Below are 17,500 nucleotides of genomic sequence, written 5' to 3'. Positions count from 1 at the left end.
GGGCCCGTGAAATCTGGTGTGAATCTGTCGGGACCACCCGATAAGCCTGAATACTCCCTGGTGACCGATAGCGGACTAGTACCGTGAGGGAAAGGTGAAAAGTACCCCGGGAGGGGAGTGAAATAGTACCTGAAACCGTGCGCTTACAATCCGTCAGAGCCTTCGAGCAGTTTACTGCTGGGGGTGATGGCGTGCCTTTTGAAGAATGAGCCTGCGAGTTAGTGGCATGTCGCGAGGTTAACCCGTGTGGGGTAGCCGTAGCGAAAGCGAGTCCGAATAGGGCGAGTCAGTGGCATGCTCTAGACCCGAAGCGGAGTGATCTACCCATGGCCAGGTTGAAGCGACGGTAAGACGTCGTGGAGGACCGAACCCACTTAGGTTGAAAACTGAGGGGATGAGTTGTGGGTAGGGGTGAAAGGCCAATCAAACTCCGTGATAGCTGGTTCTCCCCGAAATGCATTTAGGTGCAGCGTCGCGTGTTTCTCACCGGAGGTAGAGCTACTGGATGGTCTAGGGGGCCCACAAGCTTACCGAAATCAGCCAAACTCCGAATGCCGGTGAGTGAGAGCGCGGCAGTGAGACTGCGGGCGATAAGGTTCGTAGTCGAGAGGGAAACAGCCCAGATCGCCAGCTAAGGTCCCTAAGCGTGTACTAAGTGGAAAAGGATGTGGGGTCGCGAAGACAACCAGGAGGTTGGCTTAGAAGCAGCCACCCTTGAAAGAGTGCGTAATAGCTCACTGGTCAAGTGATCCTGCGCCGACAATGTAGCGGGGCTCAAGTACACCACCGAAGCTGCGGCATTCACGCAATAGCCCCCAGTTGATCCAAGGATTTTCTGGCAGGTGTGTGGATGGGTAGGGGAGCGTCGTGTGGCCATGGAAGCGGCAGGGTGACCTAGCCGTGGAGGCCACACGAGTGAGAATGCAGGCATGAGTAGCGAAAGACGAGTGAGAAACTCGTCCGCCGAATGACCAAGGGTTCCTGGGCCAGGTTAATCCGCCCAGGGTGAGTCGGGACCTAAGACGAGGCCGACAGGCGTAGCCGATGGACAACGGGTTGATATTCCCGTACCCGTGTGAACGCGCCCATGGTGAATCAGTGATACTAACCATCCTGAAGCCACGAGAAGACCTTCGGGTCTCGAGTTGGTGGATGCATGGGACCTGATCTGGTAGTAGCCAAGCGATGGGGTGACGCAGGAAGGTAGCTGAGCCAGTCAGTGGTAATACTGGTGTAAGCGTGTAGGGCGTGACCTAGGCAAATCCGGGTCGCACACAAGCCTGAGACGTGATGCGTAGCCGATTGAGGCGAATTCAGTGATCCTATGCTGCCGAGAAAAGCCTCTAGCGAGCTTTCACACGGCCCGTACCCCAAACCGACACAGGTGGTCAGGTAGAGAATACTAAGGCGATCGAGATAACTATGGTTAAGGAACTCGGCAAAATGCCCCCGTAACTTCGGGAGAAGGGGGGCCCTGTCTGGTGACGACATTTACTGTCTGAGCTGGGTGGGGCCGCAGAGACCAGTGAGAAGCGACTGTTTACTAAAAACACAGGTCCGTGCGAAGTCGTAAGACGATGTATACGGACTGACGCCTGCCCGGTGCTGGAAGGTTAAGAGGACCGGTTAGTTCCTTCGGGAGCGAAGCTGAGAATTTAAGCCCCAGTAAACGGCGGTGGTAACTATAACCATCCTAAGGTAGCGAAATTCCTTGTCGGGTAAGTTCCGACCTGCACGAATGGCGTAACGACTTCTCAGCTGTCTCAACCGTAGACTCGGCGAAATTGCATTACGAGTAAAGATGCTCGTTACGCGCGGCAGGACGAAAAGACCCCGGGACCTTCACTACAGCTTGGTATTGGTGTTCGGTTCGGTTTGTGTAGGATAGGTGGGAGACTGTGAAACGGTGACGCCAGTTATCGTGGAGTCGTTGTTGAAATACCACTCTGATCGAATTGGACCTCTAACCTCGGACCATGATCTGGTTCAGGGACAGTGCCTGGTGGGTAGTTTAACTGGGGCGGTTGCCTCCCAAAATGTAACGGAGGCGCCCAAAGGTTCCCTCAGCCTGGTTGGCAATCAGGTGTCGAGTGCAAGTGCACAAGGGAGCTTGACTGTGAGACTGACAGGTCGAGCAGGGACGAAAGTCGGGACTAGTGATCCGGCACCGGCAAGTGGAAGCGGTGTCGCTCAACGGATAAAAGGTACCCCGGGGATAACAGGCTGATCTTCCCCAAGAGTCCATATCGACGGGATGGTTTGGCACCTCGATGTCGGCTCGTCGCATCCTGGGGCTGGAGTAGGTCCCAAGGGTTGGGCTGTTCGCCCATTAAAGCGGCACGCGAGCTGGGTTTAGAACGTCGTGAGACAGTTCGGTCTCTATCCGCCGCGCGCGTTAGAAACTTGAGGAAGGCTGTCCCTAGTACGAGAGGACCGGGACGGACGAACCTCTGGTGTGCCAGTTGTTCCGCCAGGAGCACCGCTGGTTAGCTACGTTCGGAAGGGATAACCGCTGAAAGCATCTAAGCGGGAAGCCTGTTCCAAGATGAGGTTTCTCACCCCCTCGAGGGGGTAAGGCCCCCGGCAGACCACCGGGTTGATAGGCCAGAACTGGAAGTGCAGTAATGCATGCAGGTGACTGGTACTAATAGGCCGAGGACTTACCACAAAGAAGCTACGCGTCCACTGTGCGGTATCTGAAACAACACACAGATACTGATGAGAAACCCTGTTTTCTCCATCCCCCAACACCAGAAACTGGTGTTGACGGGTGGTGAAACCAGGTGATCAGAAGAAGGTTACTGTGACAGTTTCATAGAGTTACGGCGGTCATAGCGAAGGGGAAACGCCCGGTCCCATTCCGAACCCGGAAGCTAAGCCCTTCAGCGCCGATGGTACTGCACTCGACAGGGTGTGGGAGAGTAGGACACCGCCGAACACCCGTTAACCGAAAGGGGACCCAACATATTGGGTCCCCTTTCGTGCGTTGTATGAGAGGAATGACTGTGTCGGAGAATGGCGACGAGCGTCGGTCCTTCCGTGGGGGAGGAGCGCCTCGATCAGGTGGCCCCCGTCGTGACAACGACGGGCGTGGATCACGCGGCGCTGCAGGCGGAGACCGCCGCGGTGGTGCCGGAGACAACAACCGTGGCGGTGCTGGAAACAGTAACCGCGGCGGCGGATTCAACGGCGGACAGCGTCGCGGCGGCGAGGGTGGGTTCACCCCTCGTGGACGCGATGGCGACCGCAACCGTCAGCAAGCACGACCTGACGAACCGGATTTGCCCGACAACGTAGAGCCCACGGAGTTGGACCCAGCCGTTCGTCGGGATCTGCTCAGCCTCGACAAGGACAACGCCAACACAGTTGCGCGTCACCTCGTCATGGCGGGCAAGCTCGTCGACGAAGATCCGGAACTCGCACTGCTCCACGCTCGCGCTGCCCGTCAGCGCGCCGGCCGAATTGCGGTCGTTCGTGAAGCTGCCGGAATCACCGCGTACCACGCCGGTGAATGGGCTGAAGCTCTCTCCGAGCTTCGTGCTGCCCGTCGAATGGCTGGCGGACCGGGTCTGATCGCTGTCATGGCCGACTGCGAACGCGGTTTGGGTCGACCAGAACGCGCGATCGAGCTCGGCCGTAGCGACGAGGCTGCCCTGCTTTCGGGCGACGAGGCGTCTGAGTTGAGGATCGTCGTCGCAGGCGCCCGCATGGATCTCGGTCAGTTCGATCAGGCAGTTGTCACACTGCAGACCAAGGATCTGGACGCAGCGCGTACCGGTGAAGCTGCGGCTCGGCTGTTCTACGCCTACGCCGATGCCCTCGTTGCAGCTGGTCGTGTCGAAGACGGACTGAAGTGGTTCCTCAACGCTGCAGCTGCTGACCTCGAGGGTGACACGGATGCTGAAGAACGGGTGGCCGAGTTGACCGGAGAAGATCAGTGACCGTGCTTCGTACTCAGTACGACGTACTTTTGCTCGATCTCGATGGCACTCTGTACGCCGGAGCTCATGCGATTCCCGGCACCCAGGCCGCTCTCGGTCAGGGCACGCAGGCCTTGTACTACGTGACCAACAATGCGAGTCGCTCGCCTTCGGCAGTGTCGGCGCATCTGACCGAACTCGGTTTCGATTCCGAAGACGATCGTGTCGTCACCAGTTCTCAGACGGCAGTGCGTCTGCTGTCGGAGCGTCTCGAACCCGGTGCCGCTGTGCTCGTCGTCGGTACCGACGCATTGGCCGACGAGGTGACGCGCGTCGGGTTGCTTCCGGTGCGCGAATTCGCGGATTCTCCGGTTGCTGTCGTTCAAGGACATTCGACGGAGACCAACTGGTCGATCCTTGCCGAGGCGTGCTTGGCGATCCGGGCCGGTGCGCTGTGGGTAGCGGCAAACCTGGACACAACACTGCCGTCGGAGCGGGGTTTGGTGCTGGGCAACGGCTCGATGGTGGCAGCTCTACGCGCTGCGACCAAGCAGGAACCGTTGGTGGCAGGTAAGCCTGCTGCACCGCTGATGGAGGACGCGCTCGCTCGCAGTGGGTGCTCGCGTCCACTGGTGGTCGGTGATCGTTTGGACACCGATATCGAAGGCGCACACGCTGTTTCGATCGACTCGTTGTTGGTTCTCACCGGTGTGAGCACGCCGGGTGACGTACTGCGGGCTCCGGTTGAGCAGCGCCCCACCTACATTGCAGCAACTCTGGATTCGCTCAATCAGCCGGCCGTCGAATCGCTGGTCGGTGCGGACTCCAAGTGGTCTGTCTCCGTGAACGGGTCGGCGCTGGTTGTCGACGGCCCGGTTGTCGGGGACGAGATGTCGCTTCTACGCGCGGTTGCGCCTGTCGCATGGGCTAATCCGTCGTTCCGGACCCTGGAAGCGTCGGATGCCGGCGTGGCGGATCTGTTTGCATCCTGGCTCGTCTGATCTCTCGCAAATGTGTTCGACTCGCGGGGGTGCGGGTGTATGCGTAACCGAGAGTCATGCACTAACGTTGTGCCCGATGAGCACGCCGACACCGCACCCCGGAAACACGAGTAACGGATCTCCGTTGCCCGGGCCACGCCCTTCCGTCGATCCGGAACGCATACGTTCTGACGTCGACGGTTTGCTGGCGCGCCTCGGTGGCATCGAACAGGATCCGAACGATCAGCACGGAGCAGGTGTGATTCCGCAGAAGGCACATATTTTGGAACAGGCACACGAGGTGCTCGTCCAGGCACTCGCCTCTGTGGACAGGGCTTGACGTGGCACGTAGAGCACGGGTGGACGCCGAACTTGTCCGTCGCGGACTCGCACGGTCACGAGATCATGCGCAAGAACTGATTTCCGCCGGGCGAGTTCTCATCTCGGGAGCCGTTGCGACCAAGCCTGCGACGGCGATCGAAGCCGGAACGCCACTTCGGGTCGTCGAGGTGGAGCAGGAAGTTTCGTGGGCGTCGCGGGGTGCTCACAAACTGATCGGCGCACTCGACGCCTTCGGTGCCGAAGGATTGACGGTCGAAGGTCGCCGTTGCCTCGACGCCGGCGCATCCACCGGTGGGTTCACCGATGTTCTGCTGACGCGTGGTGCGAAGGAAGTTGTCGCAGTCGACGTCGGCTACGGACAACTGGTGTGGCGCCTGCAGTCCGATGACCGGGTGCACGTCATCGACCGAACCAATGTTCGTGCAATTGATGCAGAGACCATCGGCGGAACTGTCGATCTCGTTGTCGCGGACTTGTCGTTCATTTCTCTCAAACTTGTACTCGGGGCGTTTGTCGCCTGTACTGCTGACGGCGCGGACCTGGTTCCGATGGTCAAGCCTCAGTTCGAGGTGGGCAAGGACCGCGTCGGTGCCGGTGGCGTCGTACGAGATCCGGAATTGCGAATCTCGGCTGTGCTCGACGTGTCGGAGGCTGCTGCAAAGGTAGGTCTGCGGACGTTAGGTGTTGTGGCCAGCCCATTGCCCGGTCCGTCGGGAAATGTCGAGTATTTCCTGTGGCTTCGAAAGACAGGTTCGCCCGGTGATCACGAGCCGGACACCGAGGGAATTCCTTCGGTGGAGGACATGATTCGCAAGGCTGTAGAGGAAGGGCCCCAGTGAACGCGGTCACGAACGGCGAGTCGCGCGAGATCCTTCTTGTCGCACACCCTGGTCGACGTGACATCACGGAAACCGCCAAACGAGTCGGGAAGATTTTCGAACGGGCGGGAATCGGGCTGCGAGTCCTCGTCGACGAAGCAGACAGCTCGCGCATCGAAGCAATGACGGAACCCGCGGGCTTCTCTGCGCCGGGTCTCGACGTCACGGTTGTTCATCCCGGCCCTGATGCTGCCGTCGGATGCGAGTTAGTTCTGGTTCTCGGTGGTGACGGCACATTTCTGCGCGCCGCCGAACTCGCTCAAGAAGCGTCCATTCCGGTACTGGGCATCAACCTCGGACGGATCGGATTTCTGGCAGAGACCGAGGCCGAGCATCTCGACGAGGCGCTCGCACAGGTAGTTCGCAAGGAATATCGCGTCGAGTCCCGTATGACACTCGACGTTGTGATTCGGGTGGACGACGAGATCATCGATCGCGGGTGGGCGCTCAACGAGGCCAGTATCGAGAATCGTTCGCGTCTGGGAGTTCTCGAAGTTGTCCTCGAAGTCGACGGCCGACCGGTGTCTGCCTTCGGTTGCGACGGTGTTCTCGTGTCCACTCCTACAGGCTCGACCGCTTACGCATTTTCCGCAGGCGGCCCTGTCGTGTGGCCCGAACTCGAAGCTTTGCTCGTCGTACCCAGCAACGCGCATGCGCTGTTCGCGCGGCCGTTGGTCACCAGCCCGAATTCGATCATCGCGGTGGAGACCGTCGCCGGTAGCCACGACGGCCTGGTCTTCTGCGACGGTCGTCGTACGTTGGAACTGCCTGCCGGCGCTCGCGTCGAGATCGTTCGCGGCGCCACTCCCGTCAAGTGGGTCCGGTTGGACTCTGCGCCCTTCGCTGATCGGATGGTTCGCAAGTTCGAGCTTCCGGTTACCGGATGGCGAGGAAGGAAGCCTTAATCGTGCTCGCAGAGATCCGTATCGACAGTCTTGGTGTGATCTCCGAGGCCAGCGCCCAGTTCCACGAGGGCCTGACCGTCCTGACCGGTGAAACCGGCGCAGGTAAAACGATGGTCGTCACCAGCTTGCACCTCCTCAGCGGAGCGCGAGCCGATGCCGGTCGGGTGCGGTTGGGCGCGTCGCGAGCCGTCGTCGAAGGACGATTCATCGCCGACGACGTCTCACCGGCCACCGAGCGTGAGATCGTCCGAATCCTGGAATCGTCCGGCGCCGAGCGCGACGAGGACGGGACCATCATCGCCGTCCGGACAGTCGGCAGCGACGGCCGCTCACGGGCTCATCTCGGCGGACGAAGCGTGCCGGCGGGAGTTCTCTCCGAATTCACGGACCCACTTCTGACTGTCCACGGACAGAACGATCAGCTGCGATTGCTTCGTCCCGACCAGCAACGCAATGCGCTGGACCGCTTCGGGGACAAGGCAATCGGAACGCTGCTGACGAGGTACCGCAAACACCGTCGTGAATGGCTCGATGCTCGTTCGGAGTTGATCGAACGCACGTCGAAGGCTCGTGAACTGGCGCAAGAAGCAGATCAGTTGACCTTCGCGCTCAACGAAATCGACGGCGTGGCACCCGAGCCAGGCGAGGACACGGCGATAGTTGCCGAAGTTCGACGACTCAGTGAACTCGATTCGCTCCGCTCGGCTGCGGAAGGGGCGCACGCTGCGCTCGCCGGTAGTGACGACATGGCAAGCGGCGACGTCGGGGTCATGCCGGCGCTAGACCTGATGTCCGAAGCGCGGGCGCGTATCGAGTCGGTCACCGACGCAGATCTGGACGGCCTCGGTTCCCGGTTGGCCGACGCTATTGCCGTCGTCACCGATGTTGCCGGTGACCTGAACACCTATCTGTCCGGGCTGCCCGCAGACCCGGGTGCTCTGGACTCGCTGCTGTCGCGGCAATCGGAACTGAAGACTCTGACTCGCAAGTACGCCGCCGATGTCGACGGTGTTCTCGAATGGGCAGATACCGCTCGCGCTCGTCTGTCCAAACTCGACGTGTCGTCGGATGCGTTGTCGCTGTTGGCCAAGCAGGTCGAGGAGACGGCTGGCCTCACCGCGGAAGCCGCCACAAAGCTGAGCGCCGCGCGAGTCAAGGCAGCGGCAAAGCTCGCCAAAGCCGTCAGCGCGGAACTCGCCGGTCTGGCGATGGGACGTGCGGGTCTCGAGGTGACTGTGCGCTCGCAGCCTGCCGGCCCGCAGGACTCGGCGCCGCTCAGCGTCGGGGGAGTAGACCTTCATGCCGGGTCTGCCGGCGTCGACGAGGTGGAATTCCGTCTGTCTGCGCACAGCGGGGCACCGTCACTTCCGATCAGCAAGAGCGCTTCCGGTGGCGAGCTGTCACGCGTCATGCTGGCGCTCGAGGTTGTTCTCGCTGGTAGCGACACCGGTGCGACGATGGTTTTCGACGAAGTGGACGCGGGGGTCGGTGGTCGCGCTGCTGTCGAGATCGGCCGCCGATTGGCGAAACTTGCTCGTACGCATCAGGTTATCGTCGTCACCCACCTTCCGCAGGTTGCTGCGTTTGCCGACACCCACCTCGTGGTGGACAAGGTCGACGACAAAGGCGGCGTGGTGAGCAGTGGCGTGCGGACCTTGTCGGATTCGGATCGGGTGGTCGAATTGGCCCGTATGTTGGCAGGGCTGGACGACACCGAGACCGGTCGTGCGCACGCCGAAGAACTGCTCGAGATCGCGAATGCGGCCCGCGTCACAGATTGAAGGTTCTGTGGTGTTGGTGTGACTGATGTGGTAGTTGTCGGCGCGCCTCCACCGGTCAACGCGGTTTCAGGTTCATCATCGAAGCCATGAAGATGCCCGGATTGCTCTCACGTAACACCGAATCCTTGCCTGGGATCAGTGGCATCGCCAGGGCCGATCGGAACACGGCGAAGCTTCTACGCCGCGTCGGTCCTGGAGACATCGTGATCCTCGACGAAGTCGACATCGATCGCCGGACCGCCGATGCTCTGGTGAAAGCCGGAGTCATGGCCGTGGTCAACGCGTCGCCGTCGATTTCGGGGCGGTACCCCAACCTCGGACCGGAAGTGATCGTCGCCAACGACATCGTTCTGATCGATGCCGTAGACGGTGACGTCTTCAAGAACGTCAAGGACGGCAGCAAGATCCGCCTGCACGAGGGCGAGATCTTCAACGGCGAGAAGAGCCTCGTCAAGGGCGAAGAGCAGACCGAGGCCGAGATCTCCGATCGGATGATCGAGGCCAAGACCGGCCTGGTCGATCACCTGGAAGCGTTCTCGGGTAACACCATCGAGTTCATCCGCACCGAAAGTCCTTTGCTGATCGACGGAATCGGTGTTCCGGACATCGACATCGACTTGAAGGATCGCCACGTCGTGGTCGTCTCCGACGGACCCGAACACGAGGCAGATCTGAAGAACCTCAAGCCCTTCATCAAGGAGTATTCGCCGATCCTGATCGGTGTCGGCGCAGGTGCGGACGTGTTGAGCAAGGCCGGATACCGCCCCGATCTGATCGTGGGCGACCCGGAAGAGATCACCAGTTCCACCCTCAAGTCCGGCGCGGAAGTTGTACTGCCCGCAGACCAGGACGGTCATGCGGCGGGGCTTTCCCGAATCCAGGATCTCGGTATCGGGGCGATGACGTTCCCGGCGACCTGCTCACCGACCGACCTTGCGTTGCTGCTCGCCGATCACCACGGAGCTTCACTGATCGTGACGGTCGGCAACGTGGTGTCCTTGGACGAGTTCTTCGACCGTGGGCGTCGTGAAAGCAATCCGTCGGCGTTCATGACACGGCTCAAGGTGGGACCGAAACTGGTCGACGCCAAGGCTGTGGCAACGCTGTATCGAAGTCGAGTGTCCGGCGGCGCGATCGCGCTCCTGGTGCTCGCCGCCCTGGTGGCAGTGATCGTCGCCCTGGTCGTGTCCAATGCCGGTAGTGAAGTTCTCGACTGGGCAATCGCAACGTGGAACAGCTTCGCGCTGTGGGTTCAGGGGCTCTTCAAGTGATTTCGATGCGTCAACATGCAATTTCCATAGCGGCAATCTTCCTGGCACTCGCGATCGGCGTGGTGCTCGGTTCCGGAATGCTGTCCAGTGGATTGCTTTCGGGTCTGCGCGACGACAAGGCGGACCTGCAGAACGAGATCGAAGACCTCAATCAACAGTCCAATCAGCTTCAGCAGCAACTCAATTCCGCGGACGGCTTCGATGCTGCTGTCGGCGGTCGCGTCGTGCGTGACAGTCTCGCTGGTCGCACCGTCGTCGTCATCACGGCACCGGACGCCGATCCCGGTGATCTCGACGGTGTCAACCGACTCGTCACTGCCGCCGGTGGCGCCGTGACCGGACGCGTCTCGCTCACCGATTCGTTTGTCGACGCCACGGGCGGTGACCGCTTGCGGACCGTCGTCACCAATGTCATCCCTGCGGGCATCACACTCAAGACCGGTGCGGTCGATCAGGGCAGTCTCGCGGGTGATCTGCTCGGTTCGGTTCTGCTTCTCAACGGGCAGAACAGCGAGCCGCAGAGCACTCCGGACGAGATGAATCTCGCGCTCGACTCGCTGCGTAGCGCCGGTTTCATCAGCTACGACGACGGAGCGGTCAAGCCGGCTCAACTCGCGGTGGTTCTCACCGGCGACAACAAGAGTGAATCCGACGCAGCCACCGGTAACCGCGGCGCCGTCATCGCCCGGTTCGCTGGTGCTCTCGACGGACGCGGCGCAGGAACGATTCTCGCGGGCCGGCCTGGCTCGGCCGAGGGCAGTGGTCCGGTTGCCGTCGCTCGTGCGGACGCGGCGCTCTCAGCGGGCTTGACGACCATCGACAACATCGATCGGGAGTCGGGCAAGATCACCACGCCGTTGGCGCTGCAGGAACAGTTGAACGGCGGCGCCGGCCGCTACGGCACGGGACCGGGAGCGGCGGCGGTCACCGTCGGCGCACCCACCAACTGAACACCCCGGTATTGATACGCCGGTCACATCGGGGGCGGAAAGTCGGCGCGTTGTAGGCACCGACCCCCGATAGGTGTTACCGTGAAATCCCGTGGGTCGGCAGGCCCCAGCATGCTTCATCAGACCAAGCCCTGCACAGTCGTCACGGGAGCCCCTTTGCCACAGTCACGCACTAACACGCGTACCGCCACCAAGCACATCTTCGTCAGCGGAGGTGTAGCTTCCTCGCTCGGCAAAGGTTTGACCGCCTCGAGCCTGGGACAGTTGTTGACCGCGCGGGGAATGCGCGTGACCATGCAGAAGCTCGATCCCTATCTCAATGTGGATCCGGGCACCATGAACCCCTTCCAGCACGGCGAGGTCTTCGTCACCGAAGACGGTGCCGAGACCGACCTCGACGTCGGACACTACGAGCGGTTCCTCGACCGTGACCTCTCCGGCCAGGCGAACGTCACCACCGGCCAGGTCTACTCGACGGTCATCGCCAAGGAACGCCGCGGCGAGTACCTCGGCGACACCGTTCAGGTCATCCCGCACATCACCGACGAGATCAAGCGTCGCATCCTCGAGATGAGCGGTCCGGATCTGCAGGGACACCGCCCGGACGTCGTGATCACCGAAATCGGTGGCACCGTCGGCGACATCGAATCGCAGCCCTTCCTCGAAGCCGCTCGCCAGGTCCGCCACGACGTCGGCCGCGACAACGTCTTCTTCCTGCACGTCTCCCTCGTGCCGTACCTCGGCCCCTCCGGAGAACTCAAGACCAAGCCCACGCAGCACTCGGTTGCGTCGTTGCGCAGCATCGGCATTCAGCCCGACGCGCTGATCCTTCGTTGCGATCGTGACGTTCCGCAGGGCCTCAAGAACAAGATCGCCCTGATGTGCGACGTGGACGTCGACGCCTGCATCTCGACGCCCGACGCTCCCTCGATCTACGACATCCCGAAGGTTCTGCACCGTGAGGGCCTCGACGCCTACGTCGTTCGCCAGCTCGGTCTCCCGTTCCGCGACGTCGACTGGACCGTGTGGGGCAACCTCCTCGATCGTGTTCACCAGCCGCGTGAGACCGTGCGGGTCGCGTTGGTCGGCAAGTACGTCGACCTGCCCGACGCATACCTCTCCGTCACCGAGGCACTGCGCGCCGGTGGATTCGCGAACCGGTCCAAGGTCGAGATCTCCTGGGTCCCGTCGGACGCCTGTGAGACCGAAGCCGGAGCGCAGGCCGCTCTCGGTGACGTCGACGGTGTTCTGATCCCCGGCGGCTTCGGCATCCGCGGCATCGAAGGCAAGCTCGGCGCGATCCGTTTCGCACGTTCGCGCAAGCTGCCGCTGCTGGGTCTGTGCCTGGGTCTGCAGTGCGTCGTCATCGAAGCTGCTCGTAGCGTCGGCCTCGACGATGCCAACTCGGCCGAGTTCGAGCCGGACACCAAGCATCCGGTCATCTCGACGATGGCTGATCAGGAAGACGTCATCGCCGGTGACGCCGACCTCGGTGGCACCATGCGTCTGGGTGCTTACCCGGCCGTGCTGACCAAGGGTTCCGTCGTCGCTCAGGCCTACGGAACCGAGGACGTCTCCGAGCGTCACCGTCACCGTTACGAGGTCAACAACACCTACCGCGACCGGATTGCCAAGTCCGGCTTGCAGTTCAGCGGAACCTCACCGGACGGCCACCTGGTCGAGTTCGTCGAGTACCCGCGTGAGCAGCATCCGTTCTTCGTTGCCACCCAGGCACACCCGGAGCTCAAGAGCCGCCCGACACGCCCGCATCCGCTGTTCGCCGCCTTCGTCGAAGCAGCGTTGACGTACAAGCTCGAAGAGCGCCTGCCCGTCGACGTCCACGGTGACGAGAAGATAGACACCGCCGCCACCGAGACGGCGCTCGACGCTGCAGTCGAGAACGTGGAAAAGGTCTAGCCACACATGAGCGATCCCGGTCGGCACGAATTCGACACCCTCGGCTCCAAGACGGTCTACACCGGCGCGATCATCGCGTTGCGCGTCGACACCGTTGCGATGCCTGGTGGTCAGCGTGCCGATCGGGAAGTCGTCGAACACCACGGCGCCGTTGCCGTCGTGGCACTGGACGAGCACGACAACCTGGTGCTGATTCACCAGTACCGTCACCCGCTCGGGCACCGGTTGTGGGAAATCCCTGCCGGTCTGCTCGACGCTGCGGGGGAGAGCCCGGTCGAGGCGGCAGCGCGCGAGCTGGGCGAAGAAACCGGACTCGGCGCCGATCGGTGGTCGGTGCTGGTCGATGTCGCTCTCTCACCCGGGTTCACGGACGAGGCGGTTCGCGTCTTCCTCGCCGAGGGGTTGCACGAGGTGGAGCGCGACGATCCCGAACACGAAGAAGCCGATCTCGAGATTTCGCGGGTTCCGCTCGCCGACGCCGTCGACATGGCGCTACGCGGCGACATCGTCAATGCCACAGCGGTATCAGGCATTCTCGCGATCGCCACCGCACGCGCGACGGGAAAGCCGCTACGCCCCGCCGACGCACCGTGGCCCGATCGTCCTCGCGCATTCGGAGAACGCAAGTCGCGAGCCTGAAGTGCTTGCCCGACAGGTGGACTCGTATCTCGACCATCTAGCGGTCGAGCGAGGATCTGCGCGCAATACTCTACTTTCCTATCGCCGCGACCTGAATCGGTACGCGGAGTACCTGCACGGACGCGGCATCGACGACGTCGCGGGCGTGACGGAGAACGACGTCACCGAATTCGTGACACATCTGCGCCTGGGTGACAAAGATTCCGGCGTCGTACCATTGGCGGCCAGTTCGGCAGCACGCACCCTGATCGCGGTTCGCGGATTCCACAAGTTTTCCGCCGCCGAAGGTCTGGTCAGCGTCGACGTGGCCCGAACGGTCAAGCCGCCGACGCCCGGACGCAAGCTGCCCAAGGCCCTGCCTCTCGACGACGTGATCGCCCTGCTCGACGCTTCGGGTGGCGGTGCGGCCGGTGACGGGCCCCGCGACCTGCGCGTTCCGTGCTGCTCAAGGGCAAGGGCGGCAAGCAGCGGATCGTCCCCGTCGGCAGGCCGGCGATCGCCGCCGTCGACGCGTATCTCGTCCGCGGGCGCCCCAGCCTGGCGACGCGCGGTGTTCCTGCCCTCTTTCTCAACGCGCGCGGTGGACGCCTCTCGCGTCAAAGCGCGTGGCAGATACTTCAGGATGCGGCGGCGTCGGCCGGGATCAAGGCGGACGTCTCACCCCACACGCTCAGGCACTCGTTTGCCACACACCTGCTCGACGGCGGCGCGGACGTACGCGTCGTGCAGGAACTTCTCGGTCACGCTTCGGTAACCACGACGCAGATCTACACGCTGGTCACCGTCACCGCGCTGCGCGAAGTGTGGGCTCAGGCACACCCACGCGCCCGTTAGGCGTGGTTGGCTCATGCGTGTCTGCGAGACCATTCGGTGATGTAGGCGGTAGCGTTCAAGGAGCGCGAGCGGCCTCCACCGCAGTTTCGGGGGTTTGCCGGCGCCGAGAGCAACCGCCGAAAGAGTAGGGGAGCATCGGACCGTGTCGACATCGCAGCCACCAGCGGCGGAGTCCGCGCCGCCGCATGTCAATGCCCAACTCTTCGAGCGCGTGAACGAATCAGCACCAGCTGTACCCTCCGAACCAGAGGCGATGTTCGAAATAGATACGACGCCAGTAGCCTCTCCACCTGCGGAAACCCTCACCGTTTCCGCGGAAGAACTCGGCCCGACAGGTCGACCGGTCCGCGAGGTACCCCAACCGACACCGTTGGCGCACCACGGACCCGCGATGATCATCGCGATGTGCAACCAGAAGGGCGGCGTCGGCAAGACGACGTCGACCATCAACCTGGGTGCGTCGTTGGCCGAATACGGTCGCCGAGTGCTCCTGGTGGATCTCGATCCCCAAGGCGCGTTGTCTGCTGGACTGGGCGTCCAGCATCACGACCTGGAACTGACCGTCCATAACCTTCTGGTCGAACCGCGTGTGTCCATCGACGATGTGTTGATGCGCACTCGGGTCGACGGCCTCGACCTGCTGCCCAGCAACATCGACCTTTCGGCCGCCGAGATCCAATTGGTCACCGAGGTCGGACGTGAGCAGACCTTGGGGCGCGTGTTGCACCCTGTTCTCGATCGGTACGACTACGTGCTCATCGACTGCCAGCCGTCGCTTGGCCTGCTCACGGTGAATGCGCTGGCTTGCGCCGATTCGGTCATCATTCCGATGGAATGCGAGTACTTCAGCCTGCGCGGCCTGGCACTCCTCAACGACACCGTCGAAAAGGTGCACGATCGTCTCAATCCCAAGCTGGAGTTGGCCGGTATCGTCGTCACGATGTTCGACGCCCGGACTCTGCACGCTCGTGAGGTGATGGCGCGAGTCGTCGAGGTGTTCGGCGACGTCGTCTACGACACGGTGATCAACCGCACCGTCCGATTCCCCGAAACCAGCGTCGCCGGTGAGCCGATCACGACGTGGGCGCCGAAATCGGCTGGGGCCGAGGCATATCGAGCATTGGCCCGCGAGGTCATTCACCGGTCTGGTCGTTAGTGGAACTGATTGCATCGCAAGAAGATTCGGTCGAAGTCGAGCCGGATTCGATCGACCCGAACGTGCCGACCGACGCTCAGACCGCAGCCAAGGCTGCCGGTTTCCGAGTCACTCTCCGGAACTTCGAAGGCCCGTTCGATCTGCTGTTGAACCTGATCAATCAACGACAGCTCGATGTCACCGAAGTCGCCCTGCACACCGTCACTGACGATTTCATCGCATACACCAAGGAACTCGGCAGTGCGATGGGCCTCGATCAGACAACAGAGTTTCTGGTCGTCGCAGCCACTCTTCTGGACCTGAAAGCGGCAAGGCTGTTGCCCGCCGGGCAGGTCGAGGACGCGGAGGATCTGGCGCTTCTCGAAGCCCGCGACCTTCTCTTCGCGCGACTGCTGCAGTACCGGGCGTACAAACAAGTTGCGGCGCTGTTCGGTGAGTTGGAGGAAGCAGCGCTGCGGCGCTATCCGCGCTCGGTTGCCGTCGAGGATCAGTTCACCGAACTCCTGCCCGAGGTGTTGTTGGGCGTCGATCCTCAGCGTTTTGCGGAGATCGCGGCGACGGTGTTCACACCGCGTCCGGTGCCGACGGTGGGCCTCGATCACCTCCATGTGTCCAATATCTCGATACCCGAGCAGGCTGAGCGAATTCTCGAGTTGCTGCGCGAGCGAGGCATAGGGGAGTGGACACCCTTCGGGGACCTCGTTGCCGAGTGTGAGATCACCGTCGAGATAGTCGCAAGATTTCTCGCGTTGCTCGAGCTGTATCGCCGGCAGGTCATCGTGTTCGAGCAACCCGAAGCCCTCGGGCCGCTGATGGTGAGTTGGACCGGAGACGACCCGGCCGCGCCGGTCACAGAGGAGGACTACGGATGAACGCCGAGCCGACGGAATCGGAATCTTCGCAGCTAGACGAGATGATCGAGCCTACCGACCCGGCCGCGGATTCCGAAGATTCCGCCCCCGATTTCGAACTCGACGACGATCAACTCGACGCAGTGCTGGAGTCGCTTCTGCTTGTCGTGGATTCGCCGGCCGAAGTGAACCAACTCGCATCTGTCACCGGAACCGCGCCGGAACGAGTCGAAGAACGCCTGACGTCGATGTCAGCCGCATTGACCGCTCGCGGCAGCGGAATGGACCTTCGCTACGCGGGCGACGGATGGCGTCTGTACACGCGACAAGAGTTTGCCCCGTACGTGGAAAAGCTGCTATTGGACGGCGCACGCACCAAATTGACCAGGGCGGCATTGGAAACTTTGGCTGTAGTCGCATACCGTCAACCGTTGACTCGTGCGCGGATCAGTGCGGTACGAGGCGTCAACGTGGACGGGGTGGTACGCACCCTCCTTGCCCGCGGACTGATCGCGGAAGCCGGGCCTGACCCGGACACCAACGCGACACGGTACTCCACGACCGAACTGTTCCTCGAACGGCTCGGCCTGGCCTCGCTGAGCGAGCTCCCGGAGTTGGCCCCGCTCTTGCCTGATGTCGATCTCATCGACGACATCAGCGAAAGCCTGGAATCCGATCCGCGATTTGCGAGAATGAACAAGGCAGACGTGCCCGCTGACGTAGTGGACACCGAAGTCGACGACTGACCGGAATCCCGGCGCTCGTCAGCACCGAGAAAGACCCGACCACGCTCGGGAAACAGTAGAAAACTGACAGGAAAAAAGTGAACAATCCCGCTCGCCGAGATGGCACACCGGACCGTAACAACTCCCGCGACAACCGCGGCGCACGCAGCGATGCACCCCGTGGTGGTCGCAGCGACGCCCCCCGCGGCGCACGTAGCGAAGCGCCCCGTGGTGGACGCAGCAACACTTCCCGCAGTACCTCTGGATACGACCGCAACGCCGGATCCGACCGTCCCCGCACGGACGACCGTCGCGGTGGATTCAATGATGACCGTCGCCCGCCGCGCAGTG

Annotated in this window: 14 protein-coding genes, 2 rRNA genes and 1 pseudogene (1 of these 17 running past the window's edge); all 17 read left to right on the top strand. The window is 62.2% G+C overall.

Annotated features, from left to right (window positions below):
• Positions 1-2,668, top strand: a 23S ribosomal RNA gene (locus YH3_RS30725) (it extends 467 nt beyond the left edge of the window).
• A gap of 153 nt (positions 2,669-2,821) precedes the next feature.
• Positions 2,822-2,938, top strand: a 5S ribosomal RNA gene (gene rrf / locus YH3_RS30720).
• A 61-nt stretch (positions 2,939-2,999) separates the two neighbouring features.
• Positions 3,000-3,941, top strand: coding sequence for a hypothetical protein (locus YH3_RS30710; RefSeq protein ID WP_073513327.1), 942 nt, complete (start codon positions 3,000-3,002; stop codon positions 3,939-3,941).
• Positions 3,938-4,921, top strand: a complete 984-nt coding sequence (locus YH3_RS30705; protein ID WP_030537495.1) for an HAD-IIA family hydrolase — start codon at positions 3,938-3,940, stop codon at positions 4,919-4,921. The genes YH3_RS30710 and YH3_RS30705 overlap by 4 nt, the downstream gene beginning before the upstream one ends.
• Before the next feature lie 76 nt (positions 4,922-4,997).
• Complete coding sequence (locus tag YH3_RS30700) at positions 4,998-5,240, top strand: hypothetical protein (protein WP_003946140.1); 243 nt, start codon at positions 4,998-5,000, stop codon at positions 5,238-5,240.
• A gap of 1 nt (position 5,241) precedes the next feature.
• Complete coding sequence (locus tag YH3_RS30695) at positions 5,242-6,081, top strand: TlyA family RNA methyltransferase (protein ID WP_003946142.1); 840 nt, start codon at positions 5,242-5,244, stop codon at positions 6,079-6,081.
• Entirely contained in the window at positions 6,078-7,025 is a 948-nt protein-coding gene (locus tag YH3_RS30690) for an NAD kinase (RefSeq protein ID WP_003946132.1), read from the top strand. The genes YH3_RS30695 and YH3_RS30690 overlap by 4 nt, the downstream gene beginning before the upstream one ends.
• 2 nt (positions 7,026-7,027) lie before the next feature.
• Positions 7,028-8,806, top strand: a complete 1,779-nt coding sequence (gene recN / locus YH3_RS30685) for a DNA repair protein RecN (RefSeq protein WP_064444633.1) — start codon at positions 7,028-7,030, stop codon at positions 8,804-8,806.
• Positions 8,807-8,892: 86 nt separating this feature from the next.
• Positions 8,893-10,077 carry a putative cytokinetic ring protein SteA gene (gene steA / locus YH3_RS30680; RefSeq protein WP_007731902.1) on the top strand — a complete coding sequence of 395 codons (1,185 nt, stop codon included), beginning with the start codon at positions 8,893-8,895 and terminating at the stop codon, positions 10,075-10,077.
• Positions 10,074-11,027: a copper transporter gene (locus YH3_RS30675; RefSeq protein WP_007731900.1), complete on the top strand. Its 954-nt coding sequence runs from the start codon at positions 10,074-10,076 to the stop codon at positions 11,025-11,027. The genes steA and YH3_RS30675 overlap by 4 nt, the downstream gene beginning before the upstream one ends.
• A gap of 156 nt (positions 11,028-11,183) precedes the next feature.
• A complete protein-coding gene (locus YH3_RS30670) occupies positions 11,184-12,944 on the top strand; it encodes a CTP synthase (RefSeq protein WP_003946139.1) in 1,761 nt (586 codons plus the stop codon).
• 6 nt (positions 12,945-12,950) lie between these two features.
• Positions 12,951-13,583, top strand: coding sequence for an NUDIX hydrolase (locus YH3_RS30665; RefSeq protein WP_019748589.1), 633 nt, complete (start codon positions 12,951-12,953; stop codon positions 13,581-13,583).
• Position 13,584: 1 nt separating this feature from the next.
• Positions 13,585-14,417, top strand: a pseudogene (locus YH3_RS30660) (site-specific tyrosine recombinase XerD).
• 142 nt (positions 14,418-14,559) lie between these two features.
• Positions 14,560-15,573, top strand: coding sequence for a ParA family protein (locus YH3_RS30655; RefSeq protein WP_003946138.1), 1,014 nt, complete (start codon positions 14,560-14,562; stop codon positions 15,571-15,573).
• A gap of 50 nt (positions 15,574-15,623) precedes the next feature.
• On the top strand, positions 15,624-16,445 hold the full coding sequence (locus tag YH3_RS30650) for a ScpA family protein (protein WP_046379919.1): 822 nt from the start codon (positions 15,624-15,626) through the stop codon (positions 16,443-16,445).
• Positions 16,442-17,170, top strand: a complete 729-nt coding sequence (gene scpB, locus YH3_RS30645) for an SMC-Scp complex subunit ScpB (RefSeq protein ID WP_064444632.1) — start codon at positions 16,442-16,444, stop codon at positions 17,168-17,170. The genes YH3_RS30650 and scpB overlap by 4 nt, the downstream gene beginning before the upstream one ends.
• 99 nt (positions 17,171-17,269) lie before the next feature.
• The coding region (locus tag YH3_RS36295) for a hypothetical protein (protein WP_202970103.1) at positions 17,270-17,500 on the top strand (231 nt) is incomplete at its 3' end.

This window comes from Rhodococcus sp. YH3-3, from assembly GCF_001653035.1.
Taxonomy (GTDB): domain Bacteria; phylum Actinomycetota; class Actinomycetes; order Mycobacteriales; family Mycobacteriaceae; genus Rhodococcus_F; species Rhodococcus_F qingshengii.
This window is presented reverse-complemented; position numbering and strand designations above follow the sequence as displayed.